General features: G+C 57.4%; 23 protein-coding genes, 1 pseudogene and 1 riboswitch. Of the genes and pseudogenes, 7 read left to right on the top strand and 17 right to left on the bottom strand.

Annotated features, from left to right (window positions below; translation table 11 throughout):
* Window positions 1-3 precede the first annotated feature (3 nt).
* The 3 genes from HU718_RS17400 to HU718_RS17390 form a co-directional block, all read right to left on the bottom strand.
* Entirely contained in the window at window positions 4-2,385 is a 2,382-nt protein-coding gene (locus HU718_RS17400; RefSeq protein WP_186616116.1) for a DUF3772 domain-containing protein, read from the bottom strand.
* 143 nt (window positions 2,386-2,528) lie between these two features.
* The gene (gene mddA / locus HU718_RS17395; protein WP_186616115.1) at window positions 2,529-3,311 is read right to left on the bottom strand and encodes a methanethiol S-methyltransferase; all 783 of its coding nucleotides are present in this window, start codon (window positions 3,309-3,311) and stop codon (window positions 2,529-2,531) included.
* A gap of 133 nt (window positions 3,312-3,444) precedes the next feature.
* A complete protein-coding gene (locus HU718_RS17390) occupies window positions 3,445-3,912 on the bottom strand; it encodes a metallophosphoesterase family protein (protein ID WP_102899085.1) in 468 nt (155 codons plus the stop codon).
* Between the two features lie 343 nt (window positions 3,913-4,255).
* Here HU718_RS17390 and HU718_RS17385 point away from each other — a divergent pair, with 343 nt between their 5' ends.
* Window positions 4,256-4,783 (top strand): AAA family ATPase, encoded by a 528-nt coding sequence (locus HU718_RS17385; protein WP_186616114.1) that lies wholly within the window; start codon window positions 4,256-4,258, stop codon window positions 4,781-4,783.
* 19 nt (window positions 4,784-4,802) lie between these two features.
* Here the strand turns inward: HU718_RS17385 and HU718_RS17380 are convergent, their stop codons facing one another.
* Window positions 4,803-5,237, bottom strand: coding sequence for a helix-hairpin-helix domain-containing protein (locus HU718_RS17380; RefSeq protein ID WP_186616113.1), 435 nt, complete (start codon window positions 5,235-5,237; stop codon window positions 4,803-4,805).
* Window positions 5,238-5,299: 62 nt separating this feature from the next.
* Window positions 5,300-5,458 carry a DUF2986 domain-containing protein gene (locus HU718_RS17375; protein WP_095118515.1) on the bottom strand — a complete coding sequence of 53 codons (159 nt, stop codon included), beginning with the start codon at window positions 5,456-5,458 and terminating at the stop codon, window positions 5,300-5,302.
* A gap of 125 nt (window positions 5,459-5,583) precedes the next feature.
* On the opposite strand from HU718_RS17375, the pseudogene HU718_RS30005 reads away from it, so the two are divergent.
* A pseudogene (locus HU718_RS30005) lies at window positions 5,584-5,694 on the top strand (MarR family transcriptional regulator); the annotation flags it as partial.
* A 92-nt stretch (window positions 5,695-5,786) separates the two neighbouring features.
* Here the strand turns inward: HU718_RS30005 and HU718_RS17370 are convergent.
* A complete protein-coding gene (locus HU718_RS17370) occupies window positions 5,787-6,554 on the bottom strand; it encodes a hypothetical protein (protein WP_186616112.1) in 768 nt (255 codons plus the stop codon).
* 281 nt (window positions 6,555-6,835) lie between these two features.
* On the opposite strand from HU718_RS17370, the gene HU718_RS17365 reads away from it, so the two are divergent.
* Together HU718_RS17365 and HU718_RS17360 are read left to right on the top strand one after the other, a co-directional pair.
* The gene (locus tag HU718_RS17365) at window positions 6,836-7,681 is read left to right on the top strand and encodes a hypothetical protein (protein ID WP_186616111.1); all 846 of its coding nucleotides are present in this window, start codon (window positions 6,836-6,838) and stop codon (window positions 7,679-7,681) included.
* Between the two features lie 174 nt (window positions 7,682-7,855).
* Entirely contained in the window at window positions 7,856-8,122 is a 267-nt protein-coding gene (locus HU718_RS17360) for a hypothetical protein (RefSeq protein WP_186616110.1), read from the top strand.
* An 86-nt stretch (window positions 8,123-8,208) separates the two neighbouring features.
* Here HU718_RS17360 and HU718_RS17355 read toward each other — a convergent pair whose 3' ends face one another.
* Window positions 8,209-8,895: a hypothetical protein gene (locus HU718_RS17355; protein ID WP_186616109.1), complete on the bottom strand. Its 687-nt coding sequence runs from the start codon at window positions 8,893-8,895 to the stop codon at window positions 8,209-8,211.
* A 206-nt stretch (window positions 8,896-9,101) separates the two neighbouring features.
* On the opposite strand from HU718_RS17355, the gene HU718_RS17350 reads away from it, so the two are divergent.
* Complete coding sequence (locus tag HU718_RS17350; protein WP_186616108.1) at window positions 9,102-10,085, top strand: hypothetical protein; 984 nt, start codon at window positions 9,102-9,104, stop codon at window positions 10,083-10,085.
* Window positions 10,086-10,129: 44 nt separating this feature from the next.
* On the opposite strand, the gene HU718_RS17345 is transcribed toward HU718_RS17350, so the two are convergent.
* On the bottom strand, window positions 10,130-10,585 hold the full coding sequence (locus HU718_RS17345; protein ID WP_102899075.1) for a VOC family protein: 456 nt from the start codon (window positions 10,583-10,585) through the stop codon (window positions 10,130-10,132).
* Between the two features lie 126 nt (window positions 10,586-10,711).
* On the opposite strand from HU718_RS17345, the gene HU718_RS17340 reads away from it, so the two are divergent.
* Window positions 10,712-11,185: an anti-virulence regulator CigR family protein gene (locus HU718_RS17340; protein WP_181429367.1), complete on the top strand. Its 474-nt coding sequence runs from the start codon at window positions 10,712-10,714 to the stop codon at window positions 11,183-11,185.
* 33 nt (window positions 11,186-11,218) lie between these two features.
* Here HU718_RS17340 and HU718_RS17335 read toward each other — a convergent pair whose 3' ends face one another.
* A complete protein-coding gene (locus HU718_RS17335; RefSeq protein WP_150707896.1) occupies window positions 11,219-12,760 on the bottom strand; it encodes a methyltransferase regulatory domain-containing protein in 1,542 nt (513 codons plus the stop codon).
* Between the two features lie 167 nt (window positions 12,761-12,927).
* The gene (locus tag HU718_RS17330; RefSeq protein ID WP_150729070.1) at window positions 12,928-13,410 is read right to left on the bottom strand and encodes a GNAT family N-acetyltransferase; all 483 of its coding nucleotides are present in this window, start codon (window positions 13,408-13,410) and stop codon (window positions 12,928-12,930) included.
* A 312-nt stretch (window positions 13,411-13,722) separates the two neighbouring features.
* On the opposite strand from HU718_RS17330, the gene panB reads away from it, so the two are divergent.
* Window positions 13,723-14,538, top strand: a complete 816-nt coding sequence (gene panB, locus HU718_RS17325; RefSeq protein WP_186616107.1) for a 3-methyl-2-oxobutanoate hydroxymethyltransferase — start codon at window positions 13,723-13,725, stop codon at window positions 14,536-14,538.
* Here the strand turns inward: panB and HU718_RS17320 are convergent.
* The 7 genes from HU718_RS17320 to HU718_RS17290 all read right to left on the bottom strand — a co-directional run bounded on the left by HU718_RS17320 (window position 14,526) and on the right by HU718_RS17290 (window position 21,098).
* Window positions 14,526-15,935 (bottom strand): aminotransferase-like domain-containing protein, encoded by a 1,410-nt coding sequence (locus HU718_RS17320; protein WP_186616106.1) that lies wholly within the window; start codon window positions 15,933-15,935, stop codon window positions 14,526-14,528. The two genes, panB and HU718_RS17320, sit on opposite strands and share 13 nt — an antisense overlap.
* 56 nt (window positions 15,936-15,991) lie before the next feature.
* Window positions 15,992-16,312 carry an isochorismate lyase gene (locus HU718_RS17315; protein WP_150707900.1) on the bottom strand — a complete coding sequence of 107 codons (321 nt, stop codon included), beginning with the start codon at window positions 16,310-16,312 and terminating at the stop codon, window positions 15,992-15,994.
* Window positions 16,313-16,357: 45 nt separating this feature from the next.
* A complete protein-coding gene (locus HU718_RS17310; RefSeq protein WP_150729068.1) occupies window positions 16,358-17,446 on the bottom strand; it encodes an NAD(P)/FAD-dependent oxidoreductase in 1,089 nt (362 codons plus the stop codon).
* Between the two features lie 183 nt (window positions 17,447-17,629).
* Window positions 17,630-17,833 carry a PLD nuclease N-terminal domain-containing protein gene (locus tag HU718_RS17305; protein WP_016984840.1) on the bottom strand — a complete coding sequence of 68 codons (204 nt, stop codon included), beginning with the start codon at window positions 17,831-17,833 and terminating at the stop codon, window positions 17,630-17,632.
* A gap of 54 nt (window positions 17,834-17,887) precedes the next feature.
* On the bottom strand, window positions 17,888-18,805 hold the full coding sequence (locus HU718_RS17300; protein ID WP_186616105.1) for an ABC transporter substrate-binding protein: 918 nt from the start codon (window positions 18,803-18,805) through the stop codon (window positions 17,888-17,890).
* A complete protein-coding gene (locus tag HU718_RS17295; protein ID WP_186616104.1) occupies window positions 18,802-19,161 on the bottom strand; it encodes a (2Fe-2S) ferredoxin domain-containing protein in 360 nt (119 codons plus the stop codon). Before HU718_RS17295 ends, HU718_RS17300 begins: the two co-directional genes overlap by 4 nt.
* Window positions 19,161-21,098, bottom strand: a complete 1,938-nt coding sequence (locus tag HU718_RS17290) for a TonB-dependent receptor plug domain-containing protein (protein WP_186616103.1) — start codon at window positions 21,096-21,098, stop codon at window positions 19,161-19,163. The genes HU718_RS17295 and HU718_RS17290 overlap by 1 nt, the downstream gene beginning before the upstream one ends.
* Before the next feature lie 92 nt (window positions 21,099-21,190).
* Window positions 21,191-21,396: riboswitch (cobalamin riboswitch) on the bottom strand.
* Window positions 21,397-21,398 lie beyond the last annotated feature (2 nt).

Below are 21,398 nucleotides of genomic sequence, written 5' to 3'. Positions count from 1 at the left end.
TACTCACGTACTCGCCGCCGGCTGCGCCAGCGCAATTCCCGCCGCCCCCAGACGCTTGAGCACTTCGAACAAAAGATCGCTCTTGGTCACCCCGACAATCCTCGGGCTGCCCACGTACCCGGTCACCGTCAAGGTGATTCCGTCCGGCGACAGCTTGCTGAAGCGCACGAACGGCGCCGGTTTATCGAGGATGGTTTCGTTCTCCCGATAAGTTGTGAGCAACAGGTCTTTGACCGCTTCGGGATCGATGTCCAGCGGGAACACCAACTCCAGCGATGCGACGCCTTGCGCGCTGCCGCCCAGTGTCACGTTGCGCAGGTTCTGCGAGATCAGTTGCGAGTTCGGCACGATCACAATCGAGCGGTCGCTGAGCTGGATTTCCGTGGCGCGCACGTTGATCCGGCGAATATCGCCTTCGACGCCACTGATGCTGATCAAATCGCCAACTTTCACCGGACGCTCGGTGAGCAGAATCAGGCCGGAGACGAAGTTCTTCACGATCTCCTGCAAGCCGAAACCGATGCCCACTGACAACGCACTGACGATCCACGCCAGATTGGTCCACTGCACGCCCAGCGACGACAGCGTCAGCAGAATCACAAAGGCATAACCGATGTTGGAAAACAGCGTGCTCAGCGAAGCGCACATGCCCGGGTCCATGTCGGTCTTGGGCAGGAACTCATTGTCGAGCCAGCGGCGCAGGGCGCGGATCAGCCAGATGCCGATCATCAGCGCCAGCACGGCATTGAGCAGATGGCCGGGAACGATGTTCAGCTTGCGCAACCCGGCGCCGCCAAGGATTGCCATGATATTGCTCGCCAGTTGCCCGAGCGTGGTGCCGATGCCGCCGACAAACAGAGCGATGACCGCCAGCAGCAACAGCGCGGCCCGACTGAAACCGGACAGCAGAATCGAAATCTGATCGAGTCGTCGATCACCGATACCCAATAACTGTTTGAGCGCCTTGCCGCTAGCGTGCCGTGGCGAAAACACGTGCTCGCAGACATCCTTGATCAACTGGATCAGCAGGTAGAAACCCGACAAGACAATGTACGCCCACACCAGCTCATAACTGATGAACCGCGCCAGCGACACGTAGCCAGCCAGCAGCGCGATCGCCGAGACAAACATCGAGATGCCGGCAATGGTGTAAATCACCCCGGCAAACGTACTGTTCGCCGCCGCATCATCGGCCGCGACCAGCGCCTTGTGCACCTTGCCGACGCGCAACAGCAGGACCGTCACGATCGCCAGCACGACGATCGAAATGACCCCGCGCCCGGCGATCACGATCTGGCTGCTCATACCGGTGGCGTTGCTGACCTGCACCAGCGTCACCAGCACCAGTAACGTGCAGGACAGAATGCGCGGGTAGGGCTTGAGCGCCAGCGCCACCTGATCGGCAATCGCCGGCAGGCGCCACGAGGGATGTTCGGTCGACAGCAACGCGCGGCTCAACCCGGTGAGCAGCACGCAGGCATACACGACCTTCTCGAACTCTTCGGAGAAAGTTTCCAGCACCGGCGGCAAAGGTTGATGGCGGGTGCAGGCATAGAACAGCAACTGCAAGGCTATGCCGGTGGTGGCGATGGTCGCCAGCGCCGAGGCGAACGCCAGTGCACTGCGGCGCAGGCGTCCCTCGGGCATGCGGTAAATGCACACCCAGGTCAGACCCCGTTCCGCGAGCCAGCGCCCGAACGTCCAGATGATCAGCGCCAACGCCATCAGCACACTGGTATAGACGCGTTGGCCCGGGGCCCACACGGTGGCCCATGTGTCACGCACCTGCGCGACGAAAAAACGCAGACGCTGACGATCATCCTCGGTCGGACTCACCAGTGGCGACCAGAAACTTGGACTCAACACGCTGTCAGTGCCCAGCGTCAGCTCACTTTCCAGCAGTGTGCGACGGATGCCGGCGATCTGCGTAATCAGATCCGCCGCGCTCTGCTTCAACGCCGCCAGGCTCTTCAGCGTCCCGTCTACTTTGTTCTTCTGCTCCGCCAGGGACGCCCGTTGCGCGACGATATCCGCCTGTTCCGCCGCTACCTCTGCGTCCGGCGCGGCCCCCAGCACTCCCAACTGCACGGCCAACTGCGCCTGCTGCGGCAACAACGCCGCCGACAACCGGTCGACATCCAGAATGAACGCCTGCACCCGATCCTGCGGACCCTCGAGCTGGTTGTAGTTGTTCGCGGACGAGATCTGTTGCTTGAGCCCGTCGAGACGCAGTTGCAGGGCCTGCAAGTCACTTTGATTGATGACCGCAAGCGGCGCGGCGGCGCTCGTCGAGGGCGCTGGCAAATCCGCCGCCCACATTGACGAACCGGCGGGAACAAGCAGCATGAGCGCGACAAGGATCAGCGACTTCAATGTGTTGCGCATGGAGGGGGGAGGCTCGAATTGATCACACAGTCTATGAGGTTAGGTGATCAGGGCGAGGGCCGAGAAAAAATTTCAGGTGGATGGCGCGCAACGTCGGCTCCGTGACGCACCTTTGAGGCTGGCTACCCTTGGGATCTCGATGGTTATACGTCGTCTGAATTTTTCCAGAAGGGCAGAAGCTTGCCCACTCGCTGTTGATAGTCGAGGTAGTTGTTGCCGAACGTTCTGACTAAATCGCGCTCTTCAAAATGAGTGCCGATCAATATGTAAATCGTACACGTCAAGGCGAAGACCAGATGTCCGACTGTCATGTTGGGTGTCGCCCAGAATGCGATGAGGAAACCCAGATACATGGGGTGCCTGACCATTTTGTAGAGCGATGGCGTGATGAAGGGTGAGGTTTGTACTTCAGTGCGCCGAAAAGCCCGAATTGCCTGGCTTACGCCAAATAATTCGGAATGGCTGATCAAGAAGGTCGCGAACGATATGAGTAGCCATCCGGCCCAGAAAAGCCCGGAAACCAGCGTGGCGGCAAAGCTCGATCGAATGCTCCAGATCGACATGGGAATGGGTTGCCATAGATAGAAGAGCAGCAACAGCATCAGGCTGCTCGACAGCACGTAAGTCGCTCGCTCCATGGCGGGAGGCAACCATTGCGCCAACCTTGCTTTAAAGCCTTGCCTGGCCATAACGCTGTGTTGAAGACCGAACAGCGTTATGAGGGCAATGTCGATCAGTATTGAAAGGGGCAGATTGCGATAGTCGCCTGAGTTGATGTTCTTGGGGACCACCAACCCGCCAACAAAACCGATCAAGTACAAAATCGTCAGCAGGAAAATGAAATAACAGCTCAGGCTGTAAAACAGATAGGCCAAACGGCTGGCCAGAGTTGCTGTTTGTGGTTTTACATTGGATGACATATTCATGATCGATTCTCTCGGTCATAGCGTGGACTGCAAACTCGCACCTGTGGATTAACTGAAGGATAACCTCTAAACGTGGCAGGGATTTCCAGCCGCATTTTGTCTGCTGACGTTTTCAGCCGAGCGGGCTGTCCCATCACGCAGGGGAATCCAGCAGGTGCACCAGCTGAGGGGTGAGCGTATCAGCCGATACGTCGAGAAGTGCCAATGTGACCGGCAGTTTGAAACGACGGCGACCGGCGCTGCCGGGATTGAGGTAAAGACAATCACCGTGCCATTGGATGCAGGGTTTGTGCGAGTGGCCGGTGATGACGAGTTTGATCTTGCTGTCGAGATCGGCAGGGACGTCGGCGATATCGTGGGTCAGCAGGGTTTGCCAGCTGTTGATCTCAAAGGTGAGATAGTCCGGGAGGTTGGCCGCCCAGGGCAGGTTGAGGTCGTTGTTTCCGCGCACGGCGTGGGTAGGGGCAATAGAGGTGAGTTGCGTGAGGATCTCAGGGCAACCGATATCTCCGGCGTGGATGATAAGGTCACAGCCTTGCAGGCAGGTGAGGGCTTCAGGGCGGAGGAGGCCGTGGGTATCGGAGATGATGGCGGTTTTCATGGGCGCAGGTTAGCAGGAAGAGGGTGACCTGTTTGCTGACAATCGAACAATTTGTCTCTGCTTTGAGCAGGCTCCGTCAGCAACCACCACGCAATAACGTTTCAATGTGTAACGTCTTGCGTATTCAGTTCGAGGCGCTGTCCATGGCGAACGTAACGGTGTCATCGGTTGGGAATTGAGGGTGAAATGCAGGGTGGTTTGATTTAGTAAGTTTTGACGCCGGAAATAATTGAGTTGAAAGAGAAAGTTTCTAATATTCGCTCTCTTGAACTTTTGTCTCCACACCTGATGCGGGGCTTCTCTGCGAGAGGCTGCTACTGATATCGGTGTTGGTGGCGAGAGGTTGTCTTCGTTTTTGTTTGGGATCAAGTGTGAAGCACGCGATAAGCTGGTGAGTCTGCTTAGGGAATTTTATCCTGCTGTAGTGGACTTCAAGGTCAAGCAAGAAAGAGCGGGCTGGAAGAAGCTGTCAATCATTGAAGAGTTTGAAGGCGAGCGAATAGACACTGATTCAAAGCACGTTAACGATGGTTTGCTTCGAATTCTTGCAATTATTGCTCAATTGAGCCACGGCAACTCGTTGCTTCTCTTTGATGCAGTCGAAAACGGCGTTAATCCGGAAATCGTCGAGCAGTTGGTAGAAGTGCTTCGGTCCTCGGGGCAGCAAGTATTGGTGACTAACCACAGCCCAATGATTCTGAATTATCTTCCTGACGATATTGCAAAGGCAGCGGTTCGATTTATATACAGAACGTACGATGGCAGCACTAGAGTACGAGCACTTTTCAGCGTGCCAGGAGAAGGCCTGAAGATTAAGCCAACGGACAGTCAGTCAATCAGTGCGGTTTTGACTGCCCGGCGAGCGAAGTAAATGGCGGTTGAGCGTATTGTCAGGAAATGCCCAGCTCGGACAGCAGCTTTTTGGCGGTAATTTTTGCGCCGAGTTTGTTGATGGCGTCAGCGGCCGTGTTGTAAGCCCTGATTTTCATTGCGTCGGTGTTGCCTTGTGCATCGACGTCATAACCCAGCTCTTTCAGAACTCTGTTCTTGAAGCCAAAGCCATCCCAGCCTGGGCCGCCGAGTGAAGACAAGGCCCCTTCAATTTGCAGATGCTTATGGAGAGAACCTTCGATTTTATACAGATCTTCGATATCAACATGTTCCAGCATGCGTGCTCCTAAAGTCGTTTCAGGCTCAAAGGTGTCGTGGTTCATCAGATGTTCGACGCCGATCCTGCGCAGCCGGACGAAGAACGGCGCGAGGAGTGGCAGATCGTCGTTGACCGATTCGCTCGCCACGTCGAGCGGCAATGTGATCTCGCCCAACACTGCGGCCAGGAATGCGCACTGAAGGCGTCGACGACTTTGCTTTGATCGGCAGACAAGGATCAGCTCTCAGAAGACATCACTGAGTCAGAACCCGCTTCAGCTTCGAGCTTCGCTCGATCAGCCTTGCTGATGTATTTGGGTTTCTTGGGAGCCAGTTTTGCACTGGCTTTTTTCGCTTTTTCTTTGAACAACTGCTGCAGCTTTTTCTGGCGGTTCATGGTGATACTCGGTTTGTCAGTTAAGTCTCGACGCTCGAAGGGCATTTGGTTTGCTCGTCCTGCGGGACAAAGTCGGGAGAATCCTGACGCATGGACAGGGTCCAGGCAACCTCATTTCTAACATCGTCAACCACACGCAATACATCACGCTCGTTGCGCTGTGGAAGGAGGACAACCAGACCGTTGGCAGTCTCGGCAAAAAGCTGTTTCGCAGGATTTCGAAAAAGACGTCCGTACGCTCCCATTAATGCCCATACCGAGTCACCGCCCTGGATCGAAGGTGAGCAGGCCCGATCGACCAGCAATAGCACGCGTAATCAACAAGTCGCTAGGTGGCGTCGAGCATGTGCGGGAGGTGGTAAATATCGACTCGCTTTCCTGCGTACTCGGTCAGGTAAAGGCTGGACATATAGTCGCTGAAAAAAGTCGACAAGGTCGCAAGATCTGGCGACTTCCATTCGCCAGTATTGGCGTCGATGAACAGGCATTCGCCCGCTTGTGCGATGTAGAAGGCGATTGCGTGTGTGCCGCCGAGACCGATGTAGTAGAAACCATTCCCCGTGAGGTGCGTGTGGAGCGCTTGCTCAAAGGTGGTGTAGTCAACATCGGTTACCTTTTTGACCTCGTGAAGTCCGCCCGACATATATCTGTACAGAATGCTGACTGATGCCAGAAGCGTTTTCTCTGCTTTCAACGCTGCCTCCTCAGCGTCTGCAACGCTTTGCGCGGTCGGCATCCATTCGAACCAGCCCTTCTCGAGCGTCCCGTTGAATACGCCCTTCAGCCGATCGGCCTCGGCCCTGAGGTTTTCGTATTGGACACACGCGCTATCGAACTCTTTGCCAACAGCGTTGAATGCAGCCTGGTACCTGACGAACTCCATGTTCACTTTACCGTCAGTGTTGTTCGCAAGTATGCGGAATTGGGCGACGTTCTTGCCGCCAAGCAATTGTGCGCCGATCCAGCGGCTGGCCATGCCGCGGCAAACACCGCCGTCAAGGGTCTCGTCGTCGCTTTGATAGGTTGGAGTGACCATCTCGACAGTCGGGTGTCTGATGAGGAGGGCTGCGGTGGTGGTGCGGGCATGATCGGGCATGACGGATCTCCTTGTCCTTCAGCGCGGTTTTCCTGAGTCGGCAGGGGTGAAAGGGGCGCCGCACCGCCCAGGCCTGCAAACCGTTCGGTTTGCCTGGCCGTGCAAATGTCATCGTAGTTCCAGCATAGTCGTGAATCATCGGGAACCGCTTGTGCCTGATGAATGTTGATCGACATCCCGGGTTGCCACTTTCAGGCGCTTCAGCATCGGGACTGATTGCCGATACGTTGAGAAGAATGCTGCGCCGAGAACCTCAATCCCGAATCAAGGACCGACTGCCCATGCAGGACATTCCCCTCCCGACTCAAGCTGTTACCCATAGTGAAACGCAGAGCAAATCACTCAACCCGATTGCGACGGTCAGGGCACTATGCGTGCTGGCAGTCATCGCCTTCCTGCTCATCGTCATTGCTGGCTTCGCGGTCCGTTCAAGCACGCCTTATCCGACGATATTCGTCCTGGCTTTTGCCGTGTCGATGCTTCTCAGTTTCTACATTCTGATGAGCCTGATCGAAATCAAACTCGCTCAGAAGCTGATGCATTTGAAGTCGAGCTTGCTGATCTGGGCGGTTTTTCTGGGTGGCCTGAGTGTTTTCGCCAAGATCGATGCTCAAGCAGAAATAAATCAGATGTTTCACGTCGACCCGTCTCTGCTGCCGATGACCTTGGCCGCAGCGACATTCATGCATGCCGTGGCTAAACTGAAGTTACTTTTCTACCTGATTTTCATTGCCTCATTCGCCATGTTCGTACGGTATTCCGAGGCACGTCGCAAAGGTGAGCGGACTGCCGGCTATATGGTCTGCCATTTATCAAACTGTCTGGTGTTTCTGTTGACGGCCATATTTGTGACCAAAGTGCTGGCATCGGATGAGCGTCGCGGCCAAGTTCTCTATCGTTTTGCTCATGCGGCAGACTTCAATAGCTACTCGCCTTGCAGCACAGTCCATCCTGACGAGTTTGACGTGCTTTACCTCGATAGCAGTCGCAGCAAAATACTCATCGCCCCGAAAATCACTGCCAGTGAAGATATCGAGCCTGCGATCTACCCTTTGTTGAAGTACGTACCGATCCCACGGACATTCAGAACGTTGGTGTGTGATTACAACACCAGCGGCCAGCGTTGATTTCGAACCGAGGTAGCGCCGGTGGTCTCGCCGAGCCGTAGAGCCGCCATCGCCACGATGCTCAGCTGTGCCATTGACTGCGTCAATAACAACCATTAACTCAATCAGGTTCTCATATCGCTGTCGCGGCGTAAGATCAGCTCCATACCCACCCACTGCACACGGAGCATCAACATGAAACGCCAAACCATCCTCGGCATCGCTTTCTCGGTCTTTGCAATGAACGCCTTTGCCGCTGCGACCCAAACTGATCCACTGTTCAGTGACGCCGTTGCCGCCGCGACCCAAACTGACCCACTGTTCAGCGACGCCGTTGCCGCTGCGACTCAAACTGACCCACTGTTCAGCGACGCGGTCGCTGCCGATGGTTCGGATCGTCTGAAGGGCAACCTGGTTGCCGAAGGTGGGGCAGACCGTCTGCTTGAACGCCGTGCAGTCTGAATGCAGAGTATGAGCGTAGTACTGGCAAAAGCCCGGCCTTATCAGCCGGGTTTTTTATGCCTGGCAAGTAAGCGGCTTTCGTCGTTTCACTGTTTATACGTGAGCCTCTGCTTTTCCCCTGTGATGCTTCTTATGCCTGCTTTCGGTAACTCAAAGGTATGGAACTCGACGCCCGTTGAGTCGTTGTGGTGTCGCTTCAAGAAGTAAAGCATGTCGTTGGATTCTGCGATCTGGCATCCCTCGTACTTGTCGAGGTTTGCGTAAACCACATGACGCACATCGCATGTGGACGCAAGTTTCAGCGCCGCTGCCCGGCCAGTGTTTGAAGGGGCGCGTATCAAAAAATACCAAGTGGATAACAGCACAAACGTGAGCAGGCAGAGCATGCCGACAGCAATGAACCCAACGCGATTTTCTGCAGCACGGTCACGTACGTTGGCAATCCACTTGGGGCTGGCTGCGGAATCAACTGTGTCGCCCCGGGGTTTCTCGAAAATCAACATGAGAAGGGTGACGGTTCCAACCAGAGACATAGCAAAAAATAGTGAACCCAGGAAGGATCCGAATCCGGCGGCGCCATAGGCCGAAAACTGCTGTGCACTGATGTTCACCCGTTCGATCGGTACATCGAGTATCAGATAGAATTTCTCCAAGTGTGCAAAACCGCTGAGGGTGAAAGCTCCCACCATGCTGGCGATAAACAGAGCCGCGTCAATGCGCAGATATTTTCTGAAACGTCGAAGATTTTCGTCCCGCCTGATAGATGCGGTCATTTTATTTCCTTCAATAGCCAAGCTTTCAGGCTCTGTGTGGGAATAGGTGGGAGCGTGCCAGCAAGAGACTTTATGGCTCGTGGGTTGAACGCTGAAAAAGGACGCAGGAGGACAGTCTACTTACCCTGGAACTGTTGCGACAATTCTATAAGGTCTGTAGAACCTCGACATTGGGATATTTTTCCACGACGCAACCAAGGACTGGCATGAGTTTAAGTACGGATATCGATAAGGCAATTTCTCTTCAATATCGTGGGTTCGGCGGCTATGGAGAGCTTGAACAGTTGAGACGACTTTTCGCTCCGGCATTTGTGTCTGATCTGCAGCAAGCGCTCGCAGCAGATCCTACCAACGGTGCGATAACGGTGACACTCGGCTGGATCGACAAAAGACCTTATGCGGATATGACCGTTTCAGGTACAGAAGACTTTTATCAACAAAAAATTACCCGTCCGGTGGAATTGGGCGACGCGGCGATTTTTGTCATGGATGTTTTCACGCGCGATCATCAGTCCTTCAGAACTCGCACCAGAGGCTTGATTATCCAGGCCAAGGCTGCCCCGAAGGCATCTCTTCCATCGGTTCCGGTAACAGCACTCTCGCCATCGCGTCCCAATCTGTCTACCAATAAAGAACTCGCGTTACTCTCCAACTGGCCGGAGTTTAACTTGCATCTGGCGAATGGCTGTCGTGGCCCGTTGTTGGGCACTTTTACCCTGAAACACCTTTCCAGCCCGCCACCTTATGGTTGGTACGCCGCGGCTCCGGGAAGCAAAAGTGCAGGCTGGAACACCAGCGGCAATTGGCGGTCCAGGTGGATGTGCGCACCTGCCGTTCATGGAAAACTCTGCAATACCACGCTGGGTGAAGTCATCGAGGCTTTATTTAACAGGACCAAGATCGATAACACTCTTGTCGGTGTGGATTGCATACCGAGGCGGGGTGTTTATAGCGTCGGCGCACCTACGAATCCGTCGAATGCAACAGATTGGGATGAGCTTTGTACGATCCTCCTTCAATTGACTGCGAGTAATCGACAAGTGTCAGCGGGACCGCCTGGCGTATTTGTTTCTTTTCCCTATATTCCCCAGATAGCGGCGATGGTCGGGGCTGCCTGGCGCAAGTTGCTTGGTTTGTTCAAAGAAAAGCGTTTTCCGGTCATTATCATTGAGCGCAACCGAATGGATTGAGGGGCAGCAAACTGAAAAATACCCACGAGGATCTTGCATAACGTTCAGGCAAATGCGGCTTCGATAAACGCCCCCAGCGCCTTCTCCTCAAGAATCTCGATCGAGAAATGCCCGAAGCGTTTCGGCAGCCAGATGATGCGTGTCCCGGAGGGCGACTGCAGGTTCTCGCGAATCAGCGGCTGGCCGTTTTCGTCCTCCGGCTGAACCCCGCTGGCGATCAGTTCGTCGTAGGCCAGTTCGATATCAGGGGTCGTGTAGCAATGACGGTAAATCATGCCTTCGCCCACCGTATCCAACAGCTCCTTGAGATTGCCCGCCAGCGGCTGGACCAGCATGAAGCGTTCCTGACCGATCAACGCCACGGCATAGCGTACGTGCAGGCCCCCGCGATTCCAGATCTGCGTTGTGGAGATCCGCGCCTGCAGTATCTGCGCGTAATAGGCACAAGCTTGTTCAAGGTCTTTGACCAGTACGTCGATGTGGCTGAACTTCAGCTCCATGAAATAGCTCCTGTCAGGCGGTGTCGATGGGCTGGGCTGTAATCGACGATCGGTCAGCCGGAATAAACTAAGCTGATGTGTAACGTCAAGATGACACAGGAGCATCCCACCATGAAGGCGCGCCGCATGATCAAGTCACGTAAGTTGATTGCAACGATTTCTTCCCTGGCCCTGGTTTTCAGCTCGGCGATGGCATTGGCCGATCCCGGCAATGGCAAGGGGCAGGGCAATGGCAATGGCAAGGGCAATCCGCAGAACATGCAGGGTCACGGTAACCAGAAAGGCAATGGCAACAAGGGCAACAACTCTGGCGGTGACTGGAGTCATGCCCCTAGTATCGATCGCGGCAATGTGCTCGGGATTGTTGGCGGCTACCGCGACTACTGGAGCCCGGGGCCTGCGCTGCCACCGGGCATTCAAAAGAATCTTGCACGCGGTAAACCGTTGCCACCCGGGATCGCGAAAAAGCTCGATGGACGCCTGGTCGGTCATTTGCCGCATTACGATGGCTACGAATGGCAGCAGGTGGGCACGGACCTGATCTTGGTCGCGTTGGCCACCGGCCTGATTTACGAGGTGCTCAACGGGGCGTTTGATTAAGATTTACTGCCCGTTGCGCACCACCCACGCCGATCAAACGATTTTCAAAGCACTCAGCACGATCAGCGATTGCTCGGCAAATGCCTGGGCCTGTTCGGTCAGTGCGGCGATGTTGGCTTCGGCGGTGGTCAGCGTTTTGCCGTCCTTGACCAACACTTCGTTTTGTTCGGCGATGACGCTCCACGCCAGTTGCGCCCACTCCGCCGGGTGCTGTTTGCCTTGGCGGATTGCGATCAGGAACAGTTGCTGGAAGCGACTGACCGTGACGCCACCACCGGTAACCGGGCTGCTCAGCACCTGAATATCGGCGTTGAACAGCGCGCGCTTGCACAGTTGCAAGTTGAACGCGGCGCAGCGTTCGTACACCAGCGCCTCGGCGGCTTCGCTCTGGCAAGGGGCTACCGAGCCCATGCTGACCAGGATGGCGATGGCCTGTTCCAGATCGTCGTAGGCCATTGGTGACACCGCATCGAGCAACTGCTGCATCGTTTTGGCTTCGTAGGTCTGGCCGGCGAGTGCATCGAGGACCGGGCGGTAAATTTCCGCTTGCAGTGACGCTTCGCCAGCAGGGCCGGTGACACTGGACGCTACGTTTTCTGTCGGTTGCATCAGCACAAATCGCGTATTGAGCATTCGCGATCGGCGCTCGGCAGCGCTGAGTCGGTTGGCACCGCGCACATACAGGTCGCGACGGAAAGCCTGGTTGACGAAGTAGTCACGCGCCTGCTCGCGCATCACCGGGTGTTCGATACCGTCGAGAAAGGCCAGGCCTTCGGCGCTCAGGTTGAGTACGTCGACCGAATCCAGCGGCACCGCCGTCGTGACGTAATCGAGCTTGGCCGGGGCCAGCGCATCCACCATGTCGGCGAAATACATGCAGTTCCAGTCGCGATTGAAATATTCGTGGGCGACGTATTGGCGGTCCTGACCTTTGATGGTCTGCAGCCGGGCGCCCAGACTCGGCGCGGCGATGGCGTACTTGGGGTTGGCCGCCAGCAGCGCTTCGGAAAACTGCAACGCGGCATCGATGCGCTGATCCGCCCGCGTCGAGTGACTGGCAAAGCGGTCGTGCAGGCTGAACAGCTGGCGCAACGGCGCTGAAGGCGACCAGCCCGGGAATGCGTTATAGCTGACGTACAGGTGACCACCCGGTTTGAGGTGGCGGCGGGCGAATTCGACGATCAGCTTCTGGTTGTCGCGGCTGACCCAGGTCCAGATGCCATGCAGGCTGATGCTGTCGAATTGCGGCAAATCATGGCGCGCAAGCAGTTGCTCGAAGCTGTCGTCATAGAGTTTTGCGCCGTTGTTGCTGAGTTCCGCCAGCTCAATGGCATGGGCCGCCTGACCGGGGTGGAAGTCGGTACCGACGAAGCCTGCCGGGTTGGCCGTGGCGTGTATATTGATCGATACACCCTGACCAAAACCGAGCTCGCAGTGATAACCGTCGGGATTGTCCAGGCCGGCAAAGCCGCGCAACAACAGGCAATAACGCTGGAAAACCGGATTGATTTCCCGGCTATAGCTGTAGGTGTAGCCTTCGTCCGTGAAATAACCTTCATTCCAGGCATTGCTCATGGGTGCAGCCTCTTGAATCGTCATTGAAAGTAGCTTTATACGGGACGGACTTGCGTCGTTGAAACCTCTCGCTGTCCACACAGGATGTTGTCGGCAGGATCGAACCATTCGATAGGGTTCGTGCTGATATTTTGCCGGGGTTATTCATGATCGGAGTTGGCCGCTCCTCACAAACGCACGCCCATCTCCAGGGCGCGGGTCTCGAAGCCGAACTCGGCATACATGCGCACCGCGCGCTCGTTGAAAGGCCAGACCGTCAGGCGCAAGTCCTGTGCATTCTGCTCGATGGCCCAGTCCTTAACCCGTTGAATCAGCGCGCGGCCAATGCCTTTGCCCCAGAACGGTTCGGCGACACACACCGAGCCGATGCGCACCACATTCTGCGGCTGCATCAAAGGGCCGGCGCTGGCGGACAGGGTGGCAGTAATGAACGCCACGGGCCGTTCACCGGCGCTGGCGATGAAGACAATCTGCCCGGGTTTTTCGAATACCCCGGCCCAGTGCGGCAAGTCGCGGGCGAAATCTTCGGTGGCGGCGGCGTAGATATCGGGGCGGGCGGCGTGGTGAACCGAATTGAGTAATTGACCCAGTTCGCACATCGCCAATGCATCTTCGGCGGTGGCAGTTCGGTAGGTAATGACTTCTTCCATGAATGGCTTTCCTTTAGGACGTGAGGAATTCGGCGTGCTGGATGAAAAGGCGTGGCGGGCGCTGCACGAGCAACACATCCTGCGTTAAACGACGAAATAAAGCATCCCGATGCCTATCGGCATTTCAACCGGGCAGACTGACGCGGGGGGCCCCTGGGTCGCTTTTTCAGGTAGATCTGTGCATTGAATGTTTTTACGTCAGGCGAATAATCGAGCGCTCGAAACCTTTGGAATTGAGCACTGTATGGAAGATTTTTGCGTTGATTTCGACAACATTTATCGTTTACGGGCGGCTGCCTCAAGGAGTCACCCATGAGCCTGCATACCCGCACCAAACGCCTGACCGTGCCGCAGTTGGTTGCCATGAAAGGCCAACAGAAAATCGTCTCGCTGACGGCGTATACCAGCAGCATCGCCAAGCTGATCGACCCGGTCGTCGACTTTATTCTGGTCGGCGACTCCACGGCCATGGTCGGTTATGGCCGCGCCTCGACGCTGAGCATGCAGCTCGAAGAAATCATCGGCCACACGCGGGCGGTGGTCGATAGCACGCGCCTGGCCTGTGTGGTCGCCGACATGCCATTTGGCAGTTATCAGGAATCCCACGAGCAGGCCTTTCGTAATTGCGCTCAGGTATTGGCGCGCACCGGTTGCGACGCGGTCAAGCTGGAGGCCAACAAGGCCTTGGCGTCCACTGTCGAGTTTCTCGTGGCGCGTGGGATTCCGGTGATGGCCCATGTCGGCCTGATGCCGCAATTCGTCAACGTCATGGGCGGTTTCAAGGCTCAGGGCTTGACCGCTGAAACCGGTGCAGTGATTGCCGAAGATGCCCGGGCCAATCTCGACGCGGGCGCCTTCAGCCTGTTGCTCGAAGGAGTGGCGGAGGGCGTGGCGCGGCAGATTACCCTGGACTCGCCAATGCCCACCATCGGCATCGGCGCCTCACCGGCCTGCGACGGGCAGGTGCTGGTCACCGAAGATGTGCTCGGCCTGGGCGGTGAGCATCTGCCGCGCTTCGTCAAACGCTACGCCGATGTCGGCGCGGTGATCAGCGATGCTTGCGCACAGTTTGCTGACGATGTGCGCCATGGTCGGTTTCCTGAGGCGCGGCATTGCTATGGACTGTAGACGCGGTTTTCTTCGGTGAACGCCTGCGCCAGTCGTTTCACCGCGTGGCCGATATCCTTGTCCCAATCGAGGGTGTAGCTCAGGCGCAGGTGCTGCTTCCAGGCGCCTTGCTGGCTGAAGATTTCGCCGGGGGCGATGACGATCCGCTCGGTCAGCAGGCGCTCGAACACCCGTTGCATGTTGATTGGACGCACAGCTTTGAGCCAGAAGCTCGCACCGCCCTGTGGGGCGACTACCTGCCACTGACCGTTACCGTGTTCTTCCAACAAAGTCTGTAGCTGTTGCATGCGCTTGAGCAACAGTGCTCGCAGGGTGGTCAGGTGCTGGTCGATGCGCCTGGAGCTGTAAAGTCTGGCAATCGCTTTCTGGCGAATTGGCGAGAGGCGAAATCCGCGCTGCATGAACAATCGATGAAATTGCGCGGCCTGCTGGCGGCACAGCACATAACCATACGGGGCTTCGCCGCCAATGATCTTGTCGAACGTCGAGAACACCAGCAGCTTGTCGGGGTCGGCAAAATCGCGATAGCGCGCGGGTGAATCGGAGAAGCTCAACTCGCCCCAGGTGTCGTTTTCGAACAGCCAGATATCGCTCTCGGCCAGCCAGTCACAGATCTGCTGTTTATCGTGCGCTGGCATCAACTGGCCTTGGGGAATATTCACCGTGGAGGAGAGCACCGCCAGGCGCACCGATTCGCGCGTGAGTAACGCCTTCAACGCGGGTAGATCGAAGCGGCCGTCATCGCCGAGGGGCATTTCGATGACGCGGATGTTGGCCGCCTGCAACTGGCGCAGAATTGCCCATGAGCAGGGCGACTCCACCAGCGCCACAGTGCCACCGAGATTCAAGGCACTGAGCGACAACTCCACTACGCTGCTCAGGTCCGCGCCGATATACACCTGCTCGGCCTGCCAGTGGTTGTGAGCGGAACGGGTGTAGCGTTCCGCCAGGGCCGCGCGCAATTCGGGTTCACCTAGGGACTGATAAAGAGGCGCGTGCGAGTGCGGGTATTGGCGGGTCAGTTCGCGCTCCATTGTCAACAATGGGCCTTGCAGCGACAGCAGCATCGCCGGCGCATCGCTGCTCAGCGCCAGCATGCCGGGCCGACGGGCGCTGGCGAAGACGTGGTCCAGAAGATTGGCTGAGCTGATAGCCACTGGCGCCGCTGGTATTGACCGGGTGAAATAGCCGAATCTGGCTTTGGCGTAAATTCGGCCCTCGTCTTCGAGCAGTGCATAGGCGTATTTGGTCGTCGACACCGAAACGCCGAGGCGCAGGGCCAGTTGTCGCAGGGACGGCAGTTTCTGCTCAGTCGTGCCACTGGCCACCTCGATCAGGCCGACGATGTAGTGGTAGACCGCTTGAAAGGCGAACGCGGTGTCCTTGGGAGGCGTCAATGCTGTTCTCCTTGATTGTCAGCCTACGGCGCAAACGGAAGATTGCGCCAAAGCAGTCAGTTGTCGGTCTGCGCCGCCGCCCAGTGCTTCATCTCTTCAGCAATGAAGTGATTGACCAGGTCGCGGTACATTTTCTCAATGGCATCTGCATTCAAGCCTTCGCTTTCGGCCCAGTCGCGACGGGTTGCCAACATCGCCTGAAAACGCTCCGGTGCCCGCACTGAGGTCGCCGAGGTCTTGAACTTCGAGGCAGCGAGTACGTACTGAAAGCGCTTGCCCAGCAGTTTGATCACCGCTTGATCGAGTCGGTCGATTTCACTTCGAATATCTTGCATGTCCGCACATTCGGCGGGTTGTAACGTATTGATGACTTCCATGTGCGTCGGTGCCTCTCGATTTGTTGGTGATAGTGCGGCGGGTTTTCAGCGGGTAAGAGCAGCGTTGTTTGTCACTGTGCCGGAATTCTGAAAAAAGCGCTCTGGGCGGCACGGTTGAAGGGCAGCAGATGACTGGCGATCCAGCAGCTCTTCACTGGCGAGGCGCCCGACGATTGCTGCCAGCGTCACACCGGGATGCATCGCACAAACGTAAACCCCGCCGCCCCCTGGCAAGTAACCGACCACGGGGATGCCATCAGCGGGCATGGGTCTCAGCCCGACGGCGACGGTTTGCGGCGCAATGAAAGACACCCCGTGAAGTTCTTTGCGTATGGCTTCGGCGGTTTGCCGGGCGATGTCTGTCGGCGAGTTGCCCGACGCCTCTCCCAGATAATCTTCAGCGGCCAGCAACGTGCCGTCGGCGCTTTGCCGAATTTCCATGTCTGGGCCGGAGATGATGCCTTTGACGAGGCCCGGTTGGGTCTGGTAGTGGATGACAATGGCGGGCGAGGCCTCGATGGGCAGGGAGACGTTGAGCATCTGTGTTAACTGTCGGGTGCCAGTCCCCGCGGCAAGCACAACAAGGTCGGCATCAAACGTGCCCGCTGTGGTTTCAACGCCGGTGACATCTGCGTTGCAGGTTTTGAAAGCGGTCACTCTGGTTTGCGTGAGCAATTGCGCCCCCAGCGCCTGGGCGCCGACAATCAAGGCGTGGGTGGCCTGAACGGCTTCGAGTGCGCCTTCTTCCGCAAGAAATAACGCGCAGGGTGGGGGATTTTTCAGATTGGGTTCGCGGGCAAGCACCTCGGCAGACGATAACAATGTCGCCGACGCCGGATACTCTGCTGATTCGTTGTACGACAAAGCCCCGGTCCAGCGAATCTGCAAATCCGGCAGCTCGGTTTCGAGTCGTCGATATGCTTCTATGGCCATACCGCGCAACTGCGCAATCGGATCAGCGCCGGCGTGCGCGGCAGTGATCCAGGCGAAAGAGCTTGCCGTCACGCCGCTCGCGATCTCGCCGGCCTCGATCAACGTGACCTGCGCACCTTTGCCGGACAGGTGATACGCAATCGAGGCGCCGACGATGCCCGCACCCACCACCACAATTCGCCGATGTGTTGTCTGGTTCATTTCAACATTCCCTGTTGTCGATCGGCTGATCCTGCAGCAGGGAGAGGCTGTGAGCAACCAGAAAAAAAGCCCGGCCGAAGCCGGGCTCGTACGCTGGCAACCGGTTAAGCGGGCATATCTTCGGCGGGCATTTGGAATGCCAGTCCGTGACGGATGCTCAGTCGCTATGGATCAAGGGTCAGATTACGACGCCGAATGCTGACGGACATGCTTGGGCCCCGCCAACGCCCAGGCAATCAACCCGAACAACGGCACAAACACGATCAGCACGATCCACACGCCTTTATTGCTCGATTTCCCCTCGCTCTTGCGCACCCGATTGATGGCCCAGAGTTCGATAAGCAGAAGAACTGCCGCCAGTACGATCCACACGGTTTCGATTTGCATTGGCTACCTCCTGATGGTCTGTGCGTTAGGTGGCGTGGGGTGCGGCAGGTTCATTTATTTTTTGTTCAAGGCGTTGAGCTGGCGAGCGAGTTCCAGTGCCACCCGACCGCTGTTAAAGGTCGGCAGCAGGTGAGTGAAAGGGATGTCGATCATTCGGTTTTCACGCACCGCGCGCAGTTGTGAGAGCACCGGATCGTGGGTCAGCAGATAGCGTTTGCGCATGGCGGGCGACCATTCGGCGTCGGCCAGCAGGATCACGTCCGGGTCGCTGGCCAGCAGGGTTTCGCTGTTGACGGTCACCCGATAAAGATTGATGTCGGCGAATACATTGCGTGCACCGACGGCGGCCAACAGCGTCGTGACGAAGCCACGTCGGCCTTCGCTGTCGAGGCCTTTGACTTCGCTGTCGAGATAGAACACTGACAACGGTTGGCCCGTACGAGCCAAGGCCCGGGCGCTGGCGAGGTCGGTTTCCATGGAGTCGATCAACGCTTGGGCTTTTTGCTGCTGGTGCAGCAGCTTGCCCAGCGTCAGTAAGTCATTGCGCACATGCGCGAAGTAATCCAGCGAATGCCCATTGCAGGCCGACTCCAATAGATACGAACCGACGCCATTACGCGCCAGCCCCAAGCGTGAAGTCACACCGTCGCCGAATGCCGAGGCAAACCCTCCGATCACCAGATCCGGCTTCGCAGCGTAAAGCACTTCGCTGGCCGGATACTGCCGGGCGATCACCGGAACGCCGAAATACTCGGATGGTCGCTGTCCGGCAGCGTTGTCATCCAGGTAAGCCACGCCGACCAATGCAGGCCCCGCGCCGAGCGCCAGGACGATATCGGCGGCATGCTGATTGAGCGCGACGATGCGTAAAGGCTTCACGGCGTTCCATTGTTCGCTGCAATTGCGATAACTGTCGGCGAGTACGGGCAGTGAGCAGAGCAGGGCGCCAAGCGCCACCAGGATCGATCTCATGTCCGCGCCTTGATCAGCAAATCCGCAACAACTTCACCGCCGACCAGATGCCCCTCGACCAGCCGCCGCACCTCATCGTTGCTGCGCACGCCATACCAGCAGCGCTCCGGATACACCGTGACAATCGGCCCCAGATTGCACGGAAACTGGCAGTGCGTACGCGTCAGCAAGACACCGCCCGGGGTTTCGATGCGATCGTGCTCCAGCAGGTGCCGGCGCAAGGTTTTCCATAGCTGTTGGGCGCCGCGCTGAGTACAGCGCGGGCCGGTGCAGAGGAACACATGGCGCGCATGCTCGGGAACGTGCGACCAGTCCGGGTGCGTGTCGACGCCGTCGACGGTTTTGATCTCACTCATCAGAAGCGGTACGTGTAGCGCACTTCGGAGGTGAACGGCCGGCCGAGGTTGTCGACATTGCTCGAGCGGCTGGTGACGTAATCGCGGTCGAAGAGGTTTTCCACCAGCAGGCTCACGCGGTGTTGGTGGGCGTTGTCGAGGTAGCGATAAGCGTCGGCGTCGACCACCGAATAGTGGCCGTATTCAACCTGTTTCGAACTGGTGATGTCGCGGATGTAGCGGATCGCGCCGCCGGCACCCCACAGGCGATTTTCCGATTCATAACCCACGCGGGAACGGGCGAAGAAGCTCGGGATGTCATTGATCGTCGCCCCCGTGCGCGATTCGGTGAGGTTGCGGGTCATGTCCGCTTGCAGACTCCACTGATCGTTGAGCGTCAGTTTCGCGTCAGCCTCGAAACCGCGCATGCGCACCAGGCCTTCACCGTTGACCCACTGAATGCCGTCGAGGGTGATCAGGTCGTCGATCTTGCGTTTGAACAGGGTCACGCTGGCGCTGAATTCGCGATCCAGCAGAAAGCCTTTGTAGTCGACACCCAATTCCGCGTTGCGGCTTTTTTCCGGTTTCAGATTGCGATTGCCGATCTCGTCGCCCGGTTCATTGACGAACAGTTGCTCGGCGTTCGGCAGTTTGTAAGCGCTGCCGTATTGGCCGCGCACCGACCAATTGTCGTTGAGGTCATACAGCGAAGTGAGCATGCCAACGGTGGCACCGTCGCCGCCGCTCATGGCTTCGTGGCGCACACCGATGCTTGGATGCCAGTCGGGCAGAGCGTCGATCTGCGGGCGCAGTTGCGTGTAGAACGCATGGGCTTCGGCCTTGTCGTTATCGATGATCAGTACATCGTCCTGGCCCTTGAACCATTGATTGTCGGTGCCAAACACCAGCACATGGCCGCCGGGCAATTCAGCCTTGCCTTCGGCCTGCACACCCCAGTCGGTGAAGCCCCAATAGTCGTTGTGGTTAATGACTTTGGTGCCGCCGCCGGCGACGTTGTTGACCCGCGTGTAGCGCGTGTCCCAGTCGTTGATATGACCTTTGACGAAGTAACTCAGGCGCTCGTTGATGTTCTGCTCGAAGGTCGCCGTGGCGATCTGCTGCACGCGATCGTTGGTGGTCGTGTGATTGTCGACCGGGCGGGCGAAATCGAGGTTGGCGTCGGCGTATTGGTAGAACAGTTCCAGCCGCGAATCATCGCCGAACGACTGAATGGCCTTGCCGCCGAAGGTGGTGACTTCGTAGGCACGGTTCTTCTCGCTGACGTTTTTCATGTCACGGTTGCGATACGGCTGGTAACCGTCGGAGACGTTGTGGCTGACGTACGCCAGCAAGCCGAGATCGCCGAAACCGTTGGTGAAGATATTCTCGACCCGAGCGTCTTCGCTGGTGCCGCCGAAACTGTCGACGCCCAGATTCACTTCACCGGAGGCTTTGCGCGACTGCGGGCTGCGGGTGACGATGTTGATCACACCGGAAACGGCTTGGGTGCCGAACAACAGGCTCTGGCCACCTTTGAGCACTTCGATGCGTTCGATGGCGTTGGCCGGCAGGGTGTCCAGATAGAGGCCGCCGTACAGGCGATTGTTCAGTCGCACACCGTCGAGCAGGATCAGTGTGTCGTCGTTGCGCCCGCCCAGCAGCGAATAGGTACCGTAGTCGAACGGGCCGTTTTTCGGCGCAACGTACAGGCCGGGAATGAGCATCTGCATGACGCGGCTGACATCGGCGCTGGGGCCGGCGCGTTCGATTTGTTCGCGGCTGACGATCTCGACTTTACTGCCGAACCTGGCCATGTCGGCGACAGTGGTCGATTCCACTGACGGTGCAGAAACGATTTGCTGATTGAGTTCCAGCGGCGTGTCGTCGGCCAGTAGCAGCGGGCTGAACAGGCAGCCAAGGAACAGGGTTGGAGCACAAGTGTTGAAAGGTCGAATCATTGTCTTCTCGAAAAGGATCTTCGCAGAAGAGCATGCAGGAGAAGGCATCGCGCACAGCCAATACCGGCCCATGCCCGCCCACCGCAGGATTTTGCCAAACAGCATTTCAGGCCGGTCTCCGGGCTCGCGCGTATCGAGGCTTTCACCTTCCCATGGCCGAGTGGCCACAGTGGTCTGTCGAAAGCATCACGCGCATACCGTTGCGGGGGCAGCACCGGACTTGTTCGAAAAGAACGTACCGGTTTCCCGTTTCACCCCATGCACGGCGGCATGGGACACCTGAAACAGGGCGGCATCTGA

Source organism: Pseudomonas tensinigenes (genome assembly GCF_014268445.2).
GTDB classification, from domain to species: Bacteria; Pseudomonadota; Gammaproteobacteria; order Pseudomonadales; family Pseudomonadaceae; genus Aquipseudomonas; species Aquipseudomonas tensinigenes.
The sequence above is the reverse complement of the archived record's forward strand: the minus strand, read 5'-3'. Positions and strand labels throughout refer to the sequence as shown.